The sequence below is a fragment of the uncultured Roseobacter sp. genome (assembly GCF_947495025.1).
Classification (GTDB): domain Bacteria; phylum Pseudomonadota; class Alphaproteobacteria; order Rhodobacterales; family Rhodobacteraceae; genus Roseobacter.
The window spans coordinates 25,810-43,596 of record NZ_CANLXG010000005.1 but is presented as its reverse complement, the minus strand read 5'-3'; the positions used below and the strand labels follow the sequence as shown (position 1 = coordinate 43,596).

Annotated in this window: 18 protein-coding genes; 2 read left to right on the top strand and 16 right to left on the bottom strand. The window is 61.9% G+C overall.

The window, feature by feature from the left end:
• The first annotated feature begins 196 nt into the window (after window positions 1-196).
• On the top strand, window positions 197-874 hold the full coding sequence (locus tag Q0792_RS18775) for a hypothetical protein (protein ID WP_298844590.1): 678 nt from the start codon (window positions 197-199) through the stop codon (window positions 872-874).
• The gene (locus Q0792_RS18770) at window positions 874-1,266 is read left to right on the top strand and encodes a hypothetical protein (RefSeq protein WP_298844588.1); all 393 of its coding nucleotides are present in this window, start codon (window positions 874-876) and stop codon (window positions 1,264-1,266) included. Before Q0792_RS18775 ends, Q0792_RS18770 begins: the two co-directional genes overlap by 1 nt.
• A gap of 68 nt (window positions 1,267-1,334) precedes the next feature.
• Here Q0792_RS18770 and Q0792_RS18765 read toward each other — a convergent pair whose 3' ends face one another.
• From Q0792_RS18765 to bchB, 16 genes are all read right to left on the bottom strand, one after another.
• Window positions 1,335-2,066, bottom strand: coding sequence for a VPLPA-CTERM sorting domain-containing protein (locus Q0792_RS18765; protein WP_298844585.1), 732 nt, complete (start codon window positions 2,064-2,066; stop codon window positions 1,335-1,337).
• A 330-nt stretch (window positions 2,067-2,396) separates the two neighbouring features.
• Entirely contained in the window at window positions 2,397-2,867 is a 471-nt protein-coding gene (locus tag Q0792_RS18760; RefSeq protein ID WP_298844583.1) for a YHS domain-containing (seleno)protein, read from the bottom strand.
• 86 nt (window positions 2,868-2,953) lie between these two features.
• Complete coding sequence (locus Q0792_RS18755) at window positions 2,954-3,391, bottom strand: cytochrome c (RefSeq protein ID WP_298844582.1); 438 nt, start codon at window positions 3,389-3,391, stop codon at window positions 2,954-2,956.
• Between the two features lie 81 nt (window positions 3,392-3,472).
• Window positions 3,473-3,898, bottom strand: coding sequence for a cytochrome C (locus Q0792_RS18750; RefSeq protein WP_298844580.1), 426 nt, complete (start codon window positions 3,896-3,898; stop codon window positions 3,473-3,475).
• A gap of 71 nt (window positions 3,899-3,969) precedes the next feature.
• Window positions 3,970-5,184, bottom strand: a complete 1,215-nt coding sequence (gene hemA / locus Q0792_RS18745; protein WP_298844578.1) for a 5-aminolevulinate synthase — start codon at window positions 5,182-5,184, stop codon at window positions 3,970-3,972.
• On the bottom strand, window positions 5,174-6,010 hold the full coding sequence (gene puhE / locus Q0792_RS18740) for a putative photosynthetic complex assembly protein PuhE (protein WP_298844576.1): 837 nt from the start codon (window positions 6,008-6,010) through the stop codon (window positions 5,174-5,176). Before puhE ends, hemA begins: the two co-directional genes overlap by 11 nt.
• Window positions 6,010-7,146 carry a magnesium-protoporphyrin IX monomethyl ester (oxidative) cyclase gene (gene acsF / locus Q0792_RS18735; protein WP_298844574.1) on the bottom strand — a complete coding sequence of 379 codons (1,137 nt, stop codon included), beginning with the start codon at window positions 7,144-7,146 and terminating at the stop codon, window positions 6,010-6,012. The genes puhE and acsF overlap by 1 nt, the downstream gene beginning before the upstream one ends.
• On the bottom strand, window positions 7,143-7,439 hold the full coding sequence (locus Q0792_RS18730; RefSeq protein WP_298844572.1) for a hypothetical protein: 297 nt from the start codon (window positions 7,437-7,439) through the stop codon (window positions 7,143-7,145). Before Q0792_RS18730 ends, acsF begins: the two co-directional genes overlap by 4 nt.
• Window positions 7,440-7,458: 19 nt before the next feature.
• The gene (puhC, locus tag Q0792_RS18725; protein WP_298844570.1) at window positions 7,459-7,926 is read right to left on the bottom strand and encodes a photosynthetic complex assembly protein PuhC; all 468 of its coding nucleotides are present in this window, start codon (window positions 7,924-7,926) and stop codon (window positions 7,459-7,461) included.
• A 4-nt stretch (window positions 7,927-7,930) separates the two neighbouring features.
• Entirely contained in the window at window positions 7,931-8,566 is a 636-nt protein-coding gene (gene puhB, locus Q0792_RS18720) for a photosynthetic complex putative assembly protein PuhB (protein ID WP_298844567.1), read from the bottom strand.
• Between the two features lie 110 nt (window positions 8,567-8,676).
• The gene (gene puhA / locus Q0792_RS18715; protein ID WP_298844564.1) at window positions 8,677-9,444 is read right to left on the bottom strand and encodes a photosynthetic reaction center subunit H; all 768 of its coding nucleotides are present in this window, start codon (window positions 9,442-9,444) and stop codon (window positions 8,677-8,679) included.
• 22 nt (window positions 9,445-9,466) lie between these two features.
• A complete protein-coding gene (locus Q0792_RS18710) occupies window positions 9,467-10,897 on the bottom strand; it encodes a PucC family protein (RefSeq protein WP_298844561.1) in 1,431 nt (476 codons plus the stop codon).
• On the bottom strand, window positions 10,894-11,637 hold the full coding sequence (bchM, locus tag Q0792_RS18705) for a magnesium protoporphyrin IX methyltransferase (protein WP_298844525.1): 744 nt from the start codon (window positions 11,635-11,637) through the stop codon (window positions 10,894-10,896). Before bchM ends, Q0792_RS18710 begins: the two co-directional genes overlap by 4 nt.
• The gene (gene bchL / locus Q0792_RS18700) at window positions 11,637-12,536 is read right to left on the bottom strand and encodes a ferredoxin:protochlorophyllide reductase (ATP-dependent) iron-sulfur ATP-binding protein (protein WP_298844477.1); all 900 of its coding nucleotides are present in this window, start codon (window positions 12,534-12,536) and stop codon (window positions 11,637-11,639) included. Before bchL ends, bchM begins: the two co-directional genes overlap by 1 nt.
• Before the next feature lie 94 nt (window positions 12,537-12,630).
• The gene (locus Q0792_RS18695) at window positions 12,631-16,206 is read right to left on the bottom strand and encodes a magnesium chelatase subunit H (RefSeq protein WP_298844474.1); all 3,576 of its coding nucleotides are present in this window, start codon (window positions 16,204-16,206) and stop codon (window positions 12,631-12,633) included.
• Complete coding sequence (gene bchB, locus Q0792_RS18690) at window positions 16,196-17,758, bottom strand: ferredoxin:protochlorophyllide reductase (ATP-dependent) subunit B (RefSeq protein WP_298844471.1); 1,563 nt, start codon at window positions 17,756-17,758, stop codon at window positions 16,196-16,198. Before bchB ends, Q0792_RS18695 begins: the two co-directional genes overlap by 11 nt.
• Window positions 17,759-17,787: the final 29 nt, after the last annotated feature.

Genomic DNA, 17,787 nt, shown 5'->3' with positions numbered 1-17,787 from the left:
TTTTGATCGGGGTCACAACCCGCGGTTTGTGAGCAAAGTCTTGACAGAATCGCTTCTTCGGACGCAAATCAGACATCGATTGCGAAAAACGGCGAGATCAGGCATGATCTGGCAAAGAGGCTGGCCAATCAGCCCGTATCCCGAGGCAGCACGGTCCGCTCAAGGAACCATGCATCACTGAAAATGAGGGCAGTATATGCTTTCCCGGAGACCTGTGGGTCGTGGGGCATCTGCACGCAAGTATGATCTTCTGACAGCGATGGGCGCTTATGCGCTGTCGCAGGGAAAGCATGATCAGCGGCGCGTGCTGAGGCTGATGACCCTGATCACTGCACGATACAACTGGGCCCGCGATGAACTCGCCGTGGGCCAGCGGGAAATTGCCCGTCTGTGGTCTGTGGACGAACGAACCGTCAAACGCGAGATGTCGCTGTTGCGCGCGCGCGGATGGTTGTGTGTGCGCCGTCAGGGCGCACGGGGCAGGGTGACCGAATACGGTCTGGGCACAGAAAAGATCCTTGCCGATACAGCACCGGCCTGGGGCACCGTGGGCCCGGACTTTGAGCTGCGTATGGCGCAGCCGGAAACGCCTGCGGTTGTCGCGCTGCCCGTGCGGGGCGATGTGCCCGCGCCGGACGTCTCGGGGGGCACGGAATGGGCGCTGGCGCGCGCGGTCCTGCACGGCGAGGACCCGGGCACCTATGCGTCCTGGATCGCCGCGCTGGAACGGACCGAGAGGGCAGGGGGGCGGCTGACGCTCCGGGCGCCGTCGCGGTTTCATGCGGCATATGTTCAGACCCACCTGGAGCGGCGCGTGCTGAAGGCCTGCCGGGATGTGGATGGTGATGTGTCCGAGATAAGGATTGTCACCTGATGTCTCTGCTTGTTCTGACACTGCCCGCTCTGGTCTGGGGCCTGGCACTGGTCTGGATGGCGGGCTGGCTGGTGTCCGCGGTGCGCAGCCGGCCTCGGGCTGCGCGCATACCGGCGGGTCTGGCGCTGGTGCAGCTTGCAGCAGCGGCTGGTGCGCTGGTGCTGACGTCGGTTGATCAGACGGGCCGGGCGGCCTGCATGACAGGTGCCGTGGGTATGGCTGCAAATGCCGGGTTGTTTCTGATCGGTGTGGCGGCTCTGGTTCTGCTGCTGTTATTCGCCCGGCCCAGGCTTGAGGCCATGGGCGGAACCACCATCCTGATTGCGGTAATTCTGACCAGCTGGCTTGCGGCACTGGTGCACATGCGCTCGGCACTGTTCTGTTCTTTGTGAATGCGGGTAAGGCCCGGAAAAAAGGGCGGCCCCTGAGGACCGCCCGTTTGTGTCAGCATGATATGCGTTCAGGCTTTTCTGCGGGTTTTCCGCGCGGCGAGTCCGCCAACAGCAGCCAGAAGCATCAGCCCGGTCGCCGGAAGTGGTACAGAGCCATATTCGACAGTTACCGAACGTATCTTGAACGAGTCGTCCCATTGCGGCGCGCCAATACCGAACACAGACGCCCTGGCCGCGTCAGCGCCCAGATCTACGCTGCCCGCGACATCTGAAACGAACAGAAACTCCAGCGGTTCGCCTGCAAAGAGGTCGAAGTCGTCATAGAGCGTCTCGGTGCCATAGACACTGCGGGTCGAGCAGCGCAGACGGCCCCAGCGCCAGCGGCAAACGCGTTCTGTACCGATAACTTCACCGGTGCGGATGGTTTTCGAGCTGAAGGACCCGAACTCGATCTCCCTGAGCGTAACGTCTTCGCCAAAACTCAGCTTGATCAGATCGTTGTAGATATAGCCGTCAGCGCGGTGATCATCCGTGCAGCCATGGCGCCCGGCGGAACTGCAGGCCCCGAGACCATAGCCTTTCCACTGGCCCAGCCAGATACGCGAACCGACAGTTTTTGTGTCGCTGTCGTACCGGTGTGCTGTGACATCGGCAGAAACCTGTTCGTCCTCAGACAGGAAATCTGCTCCCCACGTCCAGCCTTTTGTCGCCGGATCTGTGAAGTCGATTTTTGTCGTCGCAGCCGAGACTGCGGATACGCTCAGGGCGGTCAGGACCGCCGCGATCGTCATGATTTTCATTTTGCTTCACCCCTGGTACCAGTGCGGGGGCGGTCAGCCCTGTATCCCGCAACAGATCATTAAACACCGGCCGGTCCGGCGCTGCACAGATCACAACAGCCGGAGTTCCCCCCGAACGGCAGGCAGATAATCGCAATTCGCGGGGCGGCTTTCAAACACTTTGACAAAAACATGTCCAAAAATCTGTGTTTGGGAACAGTCAGAATAAGACCTGCGAATTGTTTCGCACAGGGCTACAAATTTTCCCGTTCTGCATGAAATCGTTCCGGTGCAAACAATCCTGGCGCATCAGTGCTGTTGCCAGGTGGCCACGCCGGACGTGCAGTTGCCTCAGCCAGAAAGAACAGAGGGCCAGTTTGCATCGCCGGCCCGTATCCGCGCATCCTGGTCACGCTCCCATCTGCGCTGGAAGCGTCGCGAGTAATTCAGGAACAGGCGGCCGTCCACGATCTTCCAGGCTTCCGGTACGGTCGAGGCGGTATAGCCCTCGCTGACGGCCCATGCGCAGTAGCCGCCGTACTGAGGGGCCCAGGCTTCGGGGTTGGCGGCAAAGGTGTCGCGGTTGGCAGCAGAGGCGAAGCGCCATGTCGCGCCTTTCCAGCTGTGTGTAAAGGCTGCCGTACCGCGGACGGGTTTTCCATCGGTGAAATAGGCGACAGCATCCGAGCCGTCGATCGCGACACCTCTGCGGTCCATGTAGACTGGTGGCGTTGCGGCCAGCACCCGGGTCGCGGTTGCGGTCGCGGCGGCGACCGGCAGGCCGGCCGAGGTGATCAGGAAGGCGCGGCGTGACAGGGGCATAAGGTCTCTCCTCAGGATCGCGGTTTTACCGAATCTGGCACCGGGTCTGAAAATCGCAAGCCATCACACGCGGACGTGAGTGCCTGTCACTGGCGATAGTCGCGGTGACAGGCCCTGCAACCTGCTGCCAGCGCGCTCATGGCAGGGCCCAGGTCAGCGGGGTCTGTTATTGTCTGCGCCAGACCGGCAGACAGTGTCTCGAGCTCTGCAGACAGCCGGGTGAAGTCGTCATAGCGTTCCCAGATCACCGGCAGTGCTTCGGACTTCGCGTCGGTCTCGGGCGCCTGAAAGAGGGCAGGGACGGCTGCTGCGTGTTCGGCAATCCCCGCGGCTGCGGCGCGCGCGGCGGCTGCGTCAAAAGGTTGTTGGCCTTTGGTCATTCTGCCCAGGGTCTCCAGATGCCCGGCAATGAGGGTCATCCCGTGCATACGCGCCATAACAGCGGGGTTTGTGACCCCCTGGTGGGCCAGCGCGCCTGTCCCGGCGATCAGCACGGCGATGAGGGTCAGAACGGTTCGTCGCATGGGGCAGTCCGGATGTTCAGGTTACAAAAAAAAGGCCACCGCCCGGGGGGGCAGCGGCCTGTTGTTCAGATCGGACGCCGATCAGCTCTGTGGGCCGACGGACGCCAGATAGGCCGCGACATCTTCGCCGCCCTTTTTCAGTTTGAATGCCATTTTGGACTTGGCTTTGCTGTCATCAAGGAAGGCGCGCAGGAAGGCGCGGGGGTCCTTGGTGTATTCCGCCAGATTTGCTTCGTCCCAGACAAGGCCGGCTTCGCCTGCGGCGACCAGATCGTCACCATAGCGGAAATCAGCTGTCCCCGCTGTACGACCAATCACACCGTAAAGATTGGGGCCGGTTTTACCGCCCTTGACGATGGTTTCGCCGGCATCGGATTCGATCATGTGGCAGGCTTTGCATTTGTTGAACTCTTTCTCGCCGGCGGCGGCGTCGCCTGTCGAGTGGCCGTCCGCGAAAGCGGGCGCTGCGAAGCTCAGCGCGATCAGTGCTGCAAAAGTGCGTGTCATCGGTATCTCCTACGTTTGTTGAGATACAAACTAGGAGATACTGACGAGAGTCAACAGTCACAATTGAGCGATTATGCCACCGCGTGGGAAATCGCGCACTGCTTCCACAGTTCCTTGAGCGCGCGCACCAGATGTTCGATGTCATCGATGCTGTGCAGGGGCGACGGCGTAAAGCGCAGGCGCTCGGTGCCTTTGGGCACTGTGGGATAGTTGATGGGCTGCACATAGATGCCGTACTGCTGCATCAGATAGTCCGCGATCATGCGGCATTTGACCGGGTCCTTGATCATCACCGGGATGATATGGCTGGGGTTTTCCAGATGCGGGATACCTTCCTGGTCGAGGCGTTTGCGCAGATAGGCGACGCGCTCGCGCTGCAGTCTGCGCTCGGACGAGGAGCTCTTGAGGTGCCGGATCGAGGTCTGGGCCGCCGCGGCCACAGCCGGGGGCAGGGCGGTTGTAAAGATAAACCCGGAGGCAAAGGAGCGGATAAAGTCGCAGAGCGCCTCAGAGCCTGTGATATAGCCGCCCATGACGCCATAGGCCTTGCCCAGGGTGCCCTCGATCAGGGTGATGCGGTCGGCAAGCCCCTCGCGCTCGGACACACCGCCGCCACGCGGGCCATAGAGGCCCACCGCGTGCACCTCATCGAGGTAGGTCAGCGCGCCGTGTTTCTCGGCAACCTCAACGATCTCCTGCATCGGGCAGATGTCGCCGTCCATGGAATAGACACTCTCAAAAGCCACGATCTTGGGGGCGTTCGCGGGCAGGGCAGAGAGTTTGCGGTCCAGATCCTCGGGGTCGTTGTGCTTCCACAGCACCTTGTTCGCGCGCGAATGGCGGATACCTTCGATCATCGAGGCGTGGTTCAGCTCATCAGACAGGATGACAGCGTCAGGGATGCGGCTGCCAAGAGTGCTCAGCGCTGCCCAGTTGGACACATAGCCCGAGGTAAAGAGCAGTGCGCTTTCCTTGCCATGCAGGTCGGCCAGTTCGGCCTCGAGCAGTTTGTGATTGTGGTTCGTGCCGGAGATGTTCCGCGTCCCGCCCGCACCGGCGCCACAGTTGTCGATGGTGTCTTTCATCGCACCGATCACATCCGGGTGCTGGCCCATGCCCAGATAGTCATTCGAACACCAGACCGTCACCTGGTCGGGGCTGTCATCATCGTGGCATTTCGCCCGGGGGAAGGCGCCTGCCTTGCGTTCCAGTTCGGCAAATATCCGGTAGTTGCCGTCGTCTTTCAGTGCGTCCAGTTGTGTTTGGAACAGTGCATCAAAGTCCATGATGTCCCCCTTCTGTTTTCCCTGTAGGTATCGTGTCTTGCGGTTTGTTAAATTCAGACGGACCGGCGGCCGGGATCATCCAGCGCCAGAGTTTTTCGTCCGGAATAGGCAGAACCATCATCCAGTGCTCAAAGAGTGCGAGTGCTGTAATGGCCGTCAGTAAAGTAAATCCTGTCGCAGCGCCCGGTGCCGTTGTCGCGGCGATCCGTTCCAGCCAGCATGCGGCGGCAAAAGTCAGGGCTGTGACCGAGACCGGGAACAGCCAGTTCATTGCGCGGTGGCGGAAGTGGCTGGGCAGATGCGAGAGCGCGCCCGGCAGAAAGTCGACGTTTATCTTCGGCACGCCCAGAAACAGGTTCAGCTTGGCCGAAATGCGGGCAAAGAAAAGCACCGCAAAGGTCCAGAGGCCAAAGGGGTTCACGTGATCCCAGCCCACAAGGAACATGGCAATCAGGGCACCGACCAGCAGCATTTCGTGATAGGCCAGCGTGCCCCAGGCGCGGATGAAACGTTCCCATTCGGGCACACCCTCAGGCAGCGGGCTGGCGTTGGGGCCTGTGATGATGCCGGTCAGAAAGGCCAGTTCGATCCAGCCCCAGATTGCCAGTGCCGAGACGAAAGCCACATAGATGCTCAGCGTGTCGCTGGTCCACAGTGTGATCCAGAAGCCCGCGACCCCTGCTGCCAGAAACGGCAGACCAAAGAGCACGGCGCGGCGTCTTGCACGCGCGCCCTGCCGGTCTGCAGACCTGACCACCCACAGGATCGCACCGGTGGAAAACCACCAGGCGAAGAGGGCGAAGAGGGCAGGGGTCCAGAGGCTCATCAGTACGCAGGCTCCATCCGGGTCTGTGCCGGTACGCGGTGCTTTTTCGCCGGGATCGTGAACAGCGCGACAAATGCGGCGGCGGCGCGCGCCTGAGCGCCGATTTTACGCATGAACTGACCGTTCTCTGTGGCCACTGCCAGATCGGCATTTGCCTTTTGCAGCTTTTCAAGCTGCCGCTGCCAGCGCGGATGGTCGATGTCCAGCGTGATCGGGAAGATCTGTTCGCTGAGCTTGCTGGTCTTGGTAAAGACCTCGTGCGCGTACCAGTCCGGATCCACGCCGAGCGCTTTGTGGAACGTCGGGCGCTGGTGGTCGCGGACGTACATCGTGGCATAGACCGCTGTGAGGAAAAACTTGATCCACCAGACATTGTGCCCGGATGTCAGTTTCGGGTCCGTTTTCATCAGCAGGGCAAAGGCCTCGCCGTGGCTGAACTCGTCGTTGCACCACTCTTCGAACCACTTGAAGATCGGGTGGAAGCGGTGTTCGGGGTTTTCCTGCAGGTGCCGGAAGATCGTGATGTAGCGCGCATAGCCGATTTTTTCGGACAGGTAGGTCGCGTAGTAGATGAACTTGGGCCTGAAGTAGGTGTATTTCTTCTTCTGCGTCAGAAACCCGAGGTTCACGCGCAGCCCGGCCTCGCGCAGGGCGTCATTGATAAAGCCTGCGTGCCTCGCTTCGTCCCGCGCCATGAGCTGAAAGAGCTGCGTGATGTCATCGTTGTTGCCGCGGCGCTTCATCTCTTTGTAGAGCACGCAGCCCGAAAACTCGGCCGTGCAGGAGCTGATGAGAAAGTCGATAAACTCCTTTTTCAGCTGCGGCTCCATGCCGTCCCAGTCGACGTGGTCCCAGTCTTCATTCTTTTTGAAGTGGCCCTTGTTGGGATCTGCGACCATCTGTGCGATCAGCCCGTCCCATTCGTCGCGCACCGGAGAGACATCTATCGCGTCCAGCTCGTCGAAATCGGTGGTGTAGAAACGTGGCGTCAGCAGCGTGTTCGCCATTGCCGTTTCCGTGGCGAAATCATCGTCATATTTCGCCTGCTCTTCCTGAATGGCGAGCCCTTCCTCGACCGTGGTCGCATCGGCGGTGTGCTTGCCTTCGTACTTTTCGGGTGTGTTCTGGACGTTCACAGCGTGACCTCCTCTGAGAAGGAAAACTCGCAGAGTTCCATGATCTCGAAATCGCCCGTCAGCCGGGTCCAGAGCCGTTCGAGTTTGCTGGCGCGGATGATCGTGGCCTCGCGGTCTTCAGAGACGATCTCTCCGAAGGGCGCCATGATCTCCGGCCCGTGGACCTGGACCTCGTCGCCGGGGTAGATCACGGCGCCGTTGTTGAACCGCACATGCGCGTGCAGGCTTTCGAATTTATGACTGATCTCAACCGTGCAGGGGGCACGTTCGATGTCCTTTGTCAGTAGTCCCATGGTGGCTTCCTCCAATGGTTCAGGGTTGGCCCAGCAGCCTGGCGAAGGTGCGGGTGTTGGATGCGCCAAAGCCCATAAGCTCGGCGGACCATCCGGTGACGGGGTCGTTCAGGGAAAGGCGGTTGCCTTCGCGCAGCTGCAGCAGCACGGGTGCAGTGGTATCAGCCCCTGACTTGCCGCGTTCGCGCGCGATCACGCGTTCGATGCCGGCGACAAAGCCGCCTTTGTCAGCAGGAAAATCCGCCAGCACTGTGCCGGTTGCATCCAGCACACGGGCGGCACCGGAGGCATCGCCCGACAGATAGATGGCGCGTTCGGCCAGCAGTTTGCCGGCAGGCGGCTGGCTGTCCGGTTCGCGCCCGGCAAAGGTTGCGATGCTGACGATCAGAAGGATCAGCCCCACGAGGCCGAACATGACCCGTACAAGGATCAGGGGCACCAGCTCTTCGGGCTTTGCATGGATACGGGGCTGTGTCCGGGTGCTCATGGTCTTACTCCGCTGCCACTGTTGCAGGTGCAGGAGCGCTTCTGGTCACGACGGGTACAGAAACCCGGGCCTCGGCGGCCTCGCCCAGCAGGCGCGCAACCTTTTCGGCCTCGGGGATGCAGCGCAGCGCGGGCTGCGCGCGCCGGATGCACCAGGGGCGTGCATGCGGCCAGCAGGTCAGATAGCTCAGGCGCGTCTCGCCCAGGGTCTCCAGCGCGATCGTTCCCGTTCCGCCCCGGCGCAGATCCAGCATCGCGTTGCTCACCTGTTTGTAGGGCAGGTTCAGCGTGATGGTCAGCGCGGCCCCGATCCGCATGACCACCCGTGCGTCTGTCACGGTGTAGACCGTGGCACGGGCCTGGGCCACCGCCACGAGGGTCAGCAGACCGCAGACGACGAAACCCAGCATCAGATAGGGAACCATCGCTCCGATGGCATGACCGACCGGCAGAATGTCCAGCACAGAGATGAACCGCCAGAGTGCCAGCAGAACAAAGTATCCCGCGACCCAGCGCACGCCGAGAGCTTCCCGGGCCAGCGCCCACCAGTCCGGGCGGCCCTGCCAGAGAATTTCTTCCCCTGCAGGCGGTTTCTCGGGGAGCCCCTCAACGGGCTCGATCTCAAAGTCGTCATGAGACATGGCGAGTATCTCCTCTGGCTGTGGTCTGTGGCAGGCGCGGCATACCACCGGTGCCGGACCCCTGCGGGCCCGTACCGGGTGAGTGGTATGACGCAGAAGGCATCACCGCCTCAGATCTTCGGGTCCGCGCGGTTGCCGGCATAGAGCTTGCCGCCACCGTAGTAGCCCGAGATCTTGTCCTCTTCGAGAAGCGTGACCTGGCGCGGGCTCGCGATTGTCGGGATGGTCGCGAAATGCTTGCCGTGCAGCGCGTGCACGTTGACCCGGTCAGACCAGATGCGGGCAAAGGTCAGCGGCATCAGACGTGTGCCCGAGCCCCATTTGCTGTCCAGTTCCATTTCCAGATAGCGCACCATCTGTTCCGGTTCGTCGATCCACATGTCGGTGATCTTGCCGACGATTTCACCGTCACCTGCGATCACCGGCAGCCCGCGCGGATCGCGGCCTGCGGCAACGCGGAACCCTTCGGCACCGGACATCGGGACGATTTTCGGGTGACCGTGGCCGTCCAGCTCCGGTGCGTCGCGGCGCGGCGCCCAGGACGCGGGGCCAACACCGTCGAGCATCGGGTCACCGGTGGGCTCCAGCGGGTAGCCGTTGCCGGGGCCGGACCGTTTGAGTGCAATATCTGCCCGTTCGGGCGTCTGGCCACTGGGCACGGTCACTTCTCCGCGGCCATGGGGCAGTTTGAACGTCTTGTCCGACGGCAGTGGCCACATGCCGGGGTTCGATGACGGATTGCCCTCATCGTCCTCGAGCGGGTAGCCCTCCCGCATGTTCTCCCGCTGGATGTAAATGATCAGCGCTGCAAAAAATATGTAGAAAAGCCAGAGCGTTACGCTCGCCAGATCTACTTCGCCAAAGAATGTTCCAGTCATATGGTTTCCTCCTGAAACGGGGTCATGTTGGGAAATCGGCCAGGCCCATCGGGCGCTGTCCGGCTTCCATCGGGGAGTAAGGACCGCTTTGGCGCACGAGCGGTCCGAGGATCACGAGAGTGACAAACAAAAGGCCGATCTCGGTGTGGTAAACGAATGAATAGCCGGTGGCGGGGCTGTTCAGCGCCTCGCCCAGCTGGCCGGTTGTGGCCGCATGCCCGACCCAGTCGCGCAGCCCGCCGCCAAGGGCAATTGAGACGCCCGCGGCGGTCGCCTGTGCAGCACCCCAGGCCCCAAGTGCCAGCCCGCGGCCCGCTGTCCCGGTTGCGGGCATGGTCATCGCAGCCGTCAGCGTCGACACCGCGAAAAGTCCGCCGCCAAAGCCGATAAGGCCCGCGCCGGCGAAGAAAAGCACCTCTGAGCCCATGGGCGCAGCAAAGATCACCAGTGAAAAGGCCCAGATACCGGCAAGAATGCCGCCACCGGCGAGGCGGAAAGAGTTCGAACCGCGCGCAAGACGCGCGCCAGCGAGGCCAAAGCCTGTCAGTGCGCCGATGGCCCAGAGTGCGGTCAGCAGCGTGGTCGCAGACACAGACAGGCCGAGGATTTCGCCGCCATAAGGTTCGAGCAGCACGTCCTGCATGTTGAACGCCATTGTTCCCACAAAAACGCACACAAGCAGGCGTCCGGCCTGCCCACCGTTCATAAAATCAGACCACGCATCCGCAAACTTCGGACGGGGTGCTGCGCGTTCGGCTTTGCTCATCGGGCGGACGTGTTCCTGCTTCCACAGGGCCACGAGATTGAGCGCGATGCCGACCACGGCCGCGCCCTGGATCACCCGGATGAGTTTGAGCGACGTGAAATCGCGCAGCAGCAGGCCGACGATTACCGCAGACAGGCCCATGCCAAGCAGGAACATCACATAGAGCAACGCCACCACGCGCGGGCGGGTTTCGTCGTCGGCCCGGTCCGATGCGAGTGCCAGCCCGGCGGTCTGCGTCATATGCAGCCCAAGGCCCGTCATCAGAAAGGCCAGAGCCGCCAGAACTTCGCCTGCAAAGGGGATCTCATGCACTACATCACCGCCCAGCACCAGCAGCGCAAAGGGCATGACGGCAAGGCCGCCGAACTGCCAGAGCGAGCCGAACCAGATGTAGGGCACCCGTTTCCAGCCGATGGCCGATTTATGCGTATCGGACCGGAAACCGAGCAGCGCACGGAAAGGTGCGATCAGCACCGGCAGCGCGATCATCAGCGCCACGATCATCGCAGGTACGGACAGCTCGACGATCATGACCCGGTTCAGCGTGCCAAGCAGCATGACCGATGCCATTCCAACAGAGACCTGAAAGAGCGAGAGCCGCAGCAACTGGTCCATCGGCAGCCCGTCGCTGGCTGCGTCGGCGAATGGCATCGCCTTGAGGGACATATGCTGCAGCCGTGCCTTCATGCGCGCAGCTCCATCGCTTCTGAAATGTAGAAACCGGATGTCACGCGATCGACAGGGCGCAGCATGCCGTTCACACCCTGCGCGCGCGCGGCCTGAGCCAGCGGCTGGTGCGCATGGGGGATCATCACCGGGCTGCGGTCGCTGCGCGGAAAGAGTTTGCCGGCATACCACATCGCCATCAGCAGGCGGGTGCGCGGTGCCACGGTAAAGGCGATGGTGCGCGATGTGCGCTTTTCCAGTGCGGCCAGCGCGCGGCCGATATCGTCGGCGGTGTAGTAGATCAGGCTGTCCATGGCGATCACGTGGTCAAACCGACCCAGTGCCGGGCGCAGCATGTCGCCGGATGCAAAGCTGACCCGTTTGCGCAGGTCGGCGGGCAGCCGTTGTTCTGCGATCTCGACCAGCTGGGGCGAGATATCGATGGCCAGCACATCCGCGCCGCGTTTTGCCAGCTCGATGGTCATCTGACCGGCACCGCATCCCGCGTCGAGCACCCGCGCTCCGCTCAGATCGGCAGGCAGACGGCTGAGCAGCAGCGCGCGCATCCGGTCACGGCCTTCGCGCACGGTCTGGCGGATTTTTGAGACCGGCGCGTCCGATGTCAGCCGTTCCCAGGTGCGGGTGGCCGTACGGTCAAAATAGGTCTCAACCCTTTCCAGAGTCGCGTCATATCCCGGCGCCGGCTTTCTGCCCGTTGCCGGGATATTTCCCGCATCCGCAAAGGTTACGTCATCGCGCATCAGTCAAATCCAAGCAGTTCAAATATTTCGCGGTCCGGCAGCGGGGCAGGGGCCAGGGGCTCGGTCCCGTTCCACAGGGTTTCTGCCAGGCGGATGTATTCCTTGCGCACCTGGACGATCTCTTCATCATCGGGCATCTCAAAAAGGGTTTTCTTCTTGAGACGCGACCGGCGGATGGCATCAAGATCGGGCATATGTGCAATGCGGTTAAAGCCCACGGTTTTGCAATAGCGGTCCACCTCGTCTGTCTCGCGCGACCGGTTGGCCACACAGCCCGCCAGCCGCACCTTGTAGTTGGCCGATTTGGCCTGCACGGCGGCGATGATCCGGTTCATCGCATAGATGCTGTCGAAATCATTGGCCGTGACGATCAGGGCGCGGTCCGCGTGCTGCAGGGGGGCCGCAAAGCCACCGCAGACCACATCGCCCAGCACGTCAAAGATCACCACATCGGTGTCCTCCAGCAAGTGGTGCTGTTTCAGCAACTTGACCGTCTGGCCAACCACATAGCCTCCACAGCCGGTGCCGGCAGGCGGCCCACCGGCCTCAACGCATTTAACGCCGTTGAAGCCCTCGAAAACAAAGTCATCGGCGCGCAGCTCTTCGGGGTGGAAATCCACCTCCTTGAGAATGTCGATCACTGTTGGCTGCAGTGTCCCGGTCAGCGTGAACGTACTGTCATGTTTGGGATCACAGCCGATCTGCAGAACGCGTTTGCCCAGCATGGAAAAGGCAGCAGAGAGGTTTGATGACGTCGTCGATTTGCCGATCCCGCCTTTGCCGTAGACCGAAAAGACCTTGGCGCCTTCGATTTTGGCGCTGTCATCCTGATGGACCTGAACGGAGCCTTCGCCGTCCTGTCCCCGCAGAGAGGGGGGTGTTCTGTCGAGTGGGCTCATGTTGGTTTCCTTTCAAAGGGGGCGCGCACCCCCGCTTCTTCTGGCTTAAAATATCCCCGCCGGATGTTCCCGCAGGCAAAAGATGGCGCAGGGATCATTGTGCAGCGATCCCTTCGAGCTGATCCTCAAGCGCATCGGCAGCATCCTGAAGAGCTGCCAGCGTTTCTGCGTCCGGGGACCAGTAGTTTCTGTCGTGTGCTTCCAGCAGGCGGTTTGCCATCCGGCTGGACGCCGTGGGGTTCAGGTCTGCCAGCCGCTGGCGCATCTCGGCGTCCAGCACAAACGTCTCGGAAATCCGCTGGTACACCCAGGGGTCGACCTGCCCGGTGGTCGCCGACCAGCCGAGTGTATTGGTCACATGCGCCTCGATCTGGCGCACACCTTCGGATCCGTGTTTCAGCAGACCTTCGTAGAACCTGGGGTTCAGGCTGCGCGCGCGGGTCTCAAGCGCGACCTGATCGCGCAGCGTGCGGACCTTGCCCGCGCCGCGGGTCTGATCGCCGATATAGACCGCCGCCTCGGTGCCTTTTGCCCGTTTGACCGCGCGGGCGATGCCGCCCAGGGTGTCAAAGTAGTGATCTACCGTTGTCACACCCAGCTCGACCGATTCAAGGTTCTGATAGGCGACGTCGACCTCTGCCAGCTGTGCCTGCAACAGATCTGCATTGGCTGATGCCTTGCCGTCCGTGCCGTAGGCGAAACTCTTGCGGGCCTCATAGGCATCCGCCAGTTCGTCCTCATCCCCGAAGGCCGAACTGTCCACGAGCTGGTTCACATTCGAGCCATATGCCCCTTCGGCGTTGGAAAAGACGCGCAATGCGGCCTCTTCGAGCGTGCAGCCGGACTTTTCCATATAGGCCAGCGCATGGGCGCGGATGAAATTCTGTTCCAGCGGTTCGTCGGCCGCAGCACAGTTCAGGGCGGCTTCTGCCAGCATCCGGGTCTGCAGCGGCAGCAGATCGCGGAAAATGCCCGACAGCGTCATGATCACATCAATCCGGGGTCGGCCCAGTTCCTCGAGCGGCACCAGATCAGCGCCTGCGAGCCGGCCGAAACTGTCAAACCGGGGTGTGCAGCCCATCAGGGCGAGCGCCTGACCAATCGGCCCGCCGTCGGATTTGATGTTGTCGCTGCCCCAGAGCACCAGTGCGACGGTCCGGGGCAGAGTATCATGGGTATCAAGCAGCAGTTGCGCCTGTTTTGCGCCATCCTGGCAGGCGAAGGCGGTGGGCATACGGAACGGATCAAAGGCATGGATGTTGCGCCCGGTGGGCAGAACATCAGGTGACCGGATGAGGTCACCGCCGGGCACAGGCGAGATATAGTGCCCCCCGAGCGCGCGACAGATCGCGTCCAGCTCGGTTTCTTCCTGCAGCAGGCGGTCGACCCGGGCGCGTGTGTCGTCGTCGGCATCCTGCATGATGCTGATGTATTCGGCGCGCGCCGCATCGCTGATTTTTTCGCCGATGATGTGCAGCCCGTCGGGGATCAGCGCATCCTCTGTCTCCAGCAGCTTCAGCCAGAGCGCATCGGGTGGCGTGCCGGCCATGTCTACGGCCCCGGCCTGATCGGCGATCAGGGTTTCCAGCTCCTGGCGCTCATAGGCACCGGGATCAAGCGCGCGCCAGCGGGTCAGGCTGTCCTTGAGTTCGGACAGGCCCTTGTAGAGGCCGGACTGGGCCAGGGGTGGCGTCATGTGCGTCACCGTCACCGCGCCCGAGCGCCGTTTGGCCAGTGTCGCTTCGGACGGATTGTTGGAGGCATAGAGATAAACGTTCGGCATCTCACCGATCAGGCGGTCGGGCCAGTCCCGTGCGCCGAGGCCGGCCTGTTTGCCGGGCATGAATTCCAGCGCACCGTGCATGCCAAAATGGAGGATCACGTCCGCCTTCAGGGTGTTCCTCAGCCAGAGGTAAAACGTGACAAAGGCGTGGGTCGGGGCAAAGCCTTTTTCAAACAGCAACCGCATCGGGTCGCCCTCGTAGCCAAAGGCAGGCTGCACGCCGACAAAGACATTGCCAAAGTGCTGGCCCAGCACGAAAACACCGCGGCCGTCCGACTGGATGCGCCCGGGCGCCGGCCCCCAGACGGCTTCTACCGCGGCCAGCGGGGGCGTTGTACGGACAATCGTGTCGGCGCTGACGTGATCCGCGACATTGGCCTCCTGACCGAATTGCGCGGCATTGCCCTCTAGCACTGCGGCGCGCAACTCGTCCACTGATCCGGGCACGTCTACCGAGTAACCATCGGATTTCAAACGGTTTAACGTGTTGAAGAGGCTCTGGAAAACGTTCAGATACGCCGCCGTTCCAACCGCACCTGCATTTGGCGGAAAGCCGAAAAGTACGATGCCGACTTTACGGTCAGCACGTTCTCCGCGCCGCAGGGTGGCCAGCCGCACTGTTTTCTCCACCAGGCTGTCGATCCGCTCGGGGCAGGGGGCCATGGCTTTGGCATCGGACTGGTTCGCGCATTGATGAGAGCAGCCCTGGCATCCGCTTTCGCCGTGACGACCGGCAAAAACCGTCGGATTGGTTGCGCCGTCCAGTTCAGGCAGCGCGATCAGCATGGTTGTCTCGATCGGACCGAGGCCCTGCGCGCTTGCGGACCACTGATCGAGGGTCTGGAATTCCAGCGGATGGGCCGCAACATAGGGAACATCCAGGCCTTCCAGCACCTCGATGGCCGAGGCGTTGTCATTGTAGGCTGGTCCACCGACCAGCGAGAACCCGGTCAGCGACACCATCGCGTCGATATGCACGGCATCCGCATCGCGGAAATATGCGTCGATCGCCGGGCGGCCGTCCAGTCCGCCGGCAAAAGCTGCCAGAACACGGATACCGCGGGCCTCGAATGCCCGTATGACAGCATCATAATGCGCAGTGTCTGACGACAGCACATAGGACCGCATCATCAGCAGCCCGACAGTCAGGGTGGCGCCGTCCGGCACAGGCAGAACCGAGGGATCAGTGGTAATCCGACCGGGCAGGTCCGGATGATAGAGCCCCGCATCGGGATATTCGACAGGTGCTGCGGCTTCGGGCGCGGCTCCCCAGCTGGTGCCGGTGGCATAGCGGTTCACCAGAAAACGGATCATCGCCTCGACATTATCGTCAGACCCGCCCAGCCAGTATTGCATGGTCAGGAACCAGGCGCGCAGATCCTGGCTCTTGCCGGGAATGAACCTCAGAATCTTTGGCAGACGGCGCAGCAGGGCCATCTTGTCCGCACCCGAGGAACTGGACGGTTTCGAGGAACCCCGCAGTTTTTTCATCAGCCTGCGGGCACCGGATTCGGGCGCCTGCATGTCCAGACTGCCCATCCGTGTCAGTTTTACGATCGACGCATCGGCGATAATGCCGATCATGGCATCGCAGTTATCCCGGCGTGCTGTAAGGCTGGGCAGAATGCGCGAGATATGCTCTTCCAGAAAAAGCAGGTTCGCAACGATGATGTCACCCGTTTCGACCGCTTCGCGGGCCGCTTCAAAAGCGCCGGGCGTCTCACCCCATTCAGCGGCGGCGTGAACGGAAATAGACAGTCCCGGATAATCCAGGCTCAGCCTGTCCATCGCCCGCAGTGCCGGTCCGGCCGCGTGACTGTCCAGCGTCAGGATCACCACGCGATAGCCGGGCAGGCGGCCCGCTCTTATGCCGCTGTCATCGCGCATAATGGGCCTTTGCTTCGTAAAGCGTGTCTATGCTGATCTCGGCAACACCGCGTTCGCTTGCAAACGTTTCGGTGTTGCGCCGCGCCTTGCCACGCACGAAAAAGGGTATCTTGCGCAGCTCGCGTTCTGCATCCTCCAGCCAGATAACATCGCCGCCGGCATGCTCTTTGTTCTGGTCCGGATTATTCCGTGGCGAAGGCGCTGCCAGAGGCACTGTCGTCCCGGGTGTTTCCGGCTTCGGCGCATGCCCGCCGTGATGCGATGGCCCTGCTGCATCGTGGAACTCGAAATCATCACGGAACATGTGCAGCAGGTGTTCCTCGAGCCCCATGACCAGCGGATGCACCCAGGTATCAAAGAGCACATTCGCGCCCTCGATCCCCATCTGCGGGGAATAGCGTGCCGGGAAATCCTGAACATGCACCGGGGCCGAGATGACCGCGCAGGGAATGCCCAGGCGTTTGCCGATGTGCCGTTCCATCTGCGTACCGAGGATCATTTCCGGCTGCAGCGTTTCGATAACCCGCTCAACTTCCAGATAGTCGTCGGTGATGGTGGCCTCGATGCCAAAGTCCCGTGCCAGAGCGCGCACGCCGCGGGCCATTTCGCGGTTGTAACAGCCCATCCCCACAACTTCGAAACCCATTTCGTCGCGGGCCACGCGTGCGGCGGCCATGACATGGGTGCCGTCGCCGAAAATAAAGACGCGTTTGCCGGTCAGATAGGTGCTGTCCACGGATCTGGAGTACCAGGGCAGGCGCAACCGCTCTTCATCCAGACGTGGCTCCAGCCCCGTAATCCCGGCAACCTCATGCACGAAGTCGCGTGTCGCCCCGACGCCGATCGGCACGGTTTTCGTCCAGGGCTGGTCCAGCTCGCGTTCCATCCAGCGTGCGGCGGTTTCGGCCGTTTCGGGGTACATCAGGACGTTGAAATGGGCGGCACCCATGCGGGCAATATCAGCGGGAGAAGCCGTCATGGGAGCCACCACATTAACGCTGATGCCCATATCGGACAGCAGCGAGGTGATTTCCGTAATGTCGTCTCTGTGGCGAAAACCGAGCGCGGTCGGACCAATCAGATTGCATGAGATCTGTGCCGTGCGTTCCATGGGCCGGGCCAGCGTGCGCACGATCTGAAAAAAGGTTTCATCCGCGCCATAGTTCTCTTTGCGCTGGTAGCTGGGGAGTTCCAGCGGGATCACCGGCACGGGGATATCCATCGTTTCGGACATGCCGCCGGGGTCATCCTGGATCAGCTCGGCGGTGCAGGAGGCGCCAACGATCATCGCTTCGGGCCGGAAGCGCTCATAGGCGTCCTGCAGAGAGGTTTTGAAAAGGTTCGCGGTGTCAGATCCCAGATCGCGGGCCTGGAACGTGGTATAGGTAACCGGCGGGCGGTGGTTGCGACGCTCAATCATCGTGAAAAGCAGATCGGCGTATGTGTCGCCCTGCGGGGCGTGCAGCACATAGTGCATGTCTTTCATGCCGGTTGCGACACGCATAGCGCCGACATGGGGCGGGCCTTCGTATGTCCAGACGGTGAGCTTCATGGCACGCGCCGGATTTGAGTATTTCTGGA

What these genes read in the sequence shown, in the direction of transcription:
- Q0792_RS18775 (WP_298844590.1), top strand. Translation starts at nt 197, where the DNA reads ATGCTTTCCCGGAGACCTGTGGGTCGTGGGGCATCTGCACGCAAGTAT.
- Q0792_RS18770 (WP_298844588.1), top strand. Translation starts at nt 874, where the DNA reads ATGTCTCTGCTTGTTCTGACACTGCCCGCTCTGGTCTGGGGCCTGGCA.
- Q0792_RS18765 (WP_298844585.1), bottom strand. Translation starts at nt 2,066, where the DNA reads ATGAAAATCATGACGATCGCGGCGGTCCTGACCGCCCTGAGCGTATCC.
- Q0792_RS18760 (WP_298844583.1), bottom strand. Translation starts at nt 2,867, where the DNA reads ATGCCCCTGTCACGCCGCGCCTTCCTGATCACCTCGGCCGGCCTGCCG.
- Q0792_RS18755 (WP_298844582.1), bottom strand. Translation starts at nt 3,391, where the DNA reads ATGCGACGAACCGTTCTGACCCTCATCGCCGTGCTGATCGCCGGGACA.
- Q0792_RS18750 (WP_298844580.1), bottom strand. Translation starts at nt 3,898, where the DNA reads ATGACACGCACTTTTGCAGCACTGATCGCGCTGAGCTTCGCAGCGCCC.
- hemA (WP_298844578.1), bottom strand. Translation starts at nt 5,184, where the DNA reads ATGGACTTTGATGCACTGTTCCAAACACAACTGGACGCACTGAAAGAC.
- puhE (WP_298844576.1), bottom strand. Translation starts at nt 6,010, where the DNA reads ATGAGCCTCTGGACCCCTGCCCTCTTCGCCCTCTTCGCCTGGTGGTTT.
- Q0792_RS18730 (WP_298844572.1), bottom strand. Translation starts at nt 7,439, where the DNA reads ATGGGACTACTGACAAAGGACATCGAACGTGCCCCCTGCACGGTTGAG.
- puhC (WP_298844570.1), bottom strand. Translation starts at nt 7,926, where the DNA reads ATGAGCACCCGGACACAGCCCCGTATCCATGCAAAGCCCGAAGAGCTG.
- puhB (WP_298844567.1), bottom strand. Translation starts at nt 8,566, where the DNA reads ATGTCTCATGACGACTTTGAGATCGAGCCCGTTGAGGGGCTCCCCGAG.
- puhA (WP_298844564.1), bottom strand. Translation starts at nt 9,444, where the DNA reads ATGACTGGAACATTCTTTGGCGAAGTAGATCTGGCGAGCGTAACGCTC.
- Q0792_RS18710 (WP_298844561.1), bottom strand. Translation starts at nt 10,897, where the DNA reads ATGAAGGCACGGCTGCAGCATATGTCCCTCAAGGCGATGCCATTCGCC.
- bchM (WP_298844525.1), bottom strand. Translation starts at nt 11,637, where the DNA reads ATGCGCGATGACGTAACCTTTGCGGATGCGGGAAATATCCCGGCAACG.
- bchL (WP_298844477.1), bottom strand. Translation starts at nt 12,536, where the DNA reads ATGAGCCCACTCGACAGAACACCCCCCTCTCTGCGGGGACAGGACGGC.
- Q0792_RS18695 (WP_298844474.1), bottom strand. Translation starts at nt 16,206, where the DNA reads ATGCGCGATGACAGCGGCATAAGAGCGGGCCGCCTGCCCGGCTATCGC.
- bchB (WP_298844471.1), bottom strand. Translation starts at nt 17,758, where the DNA reads ATGAAGCTCACCGTCTGGACATACGAAGGCCCGCCCCATGTCGGCGCT.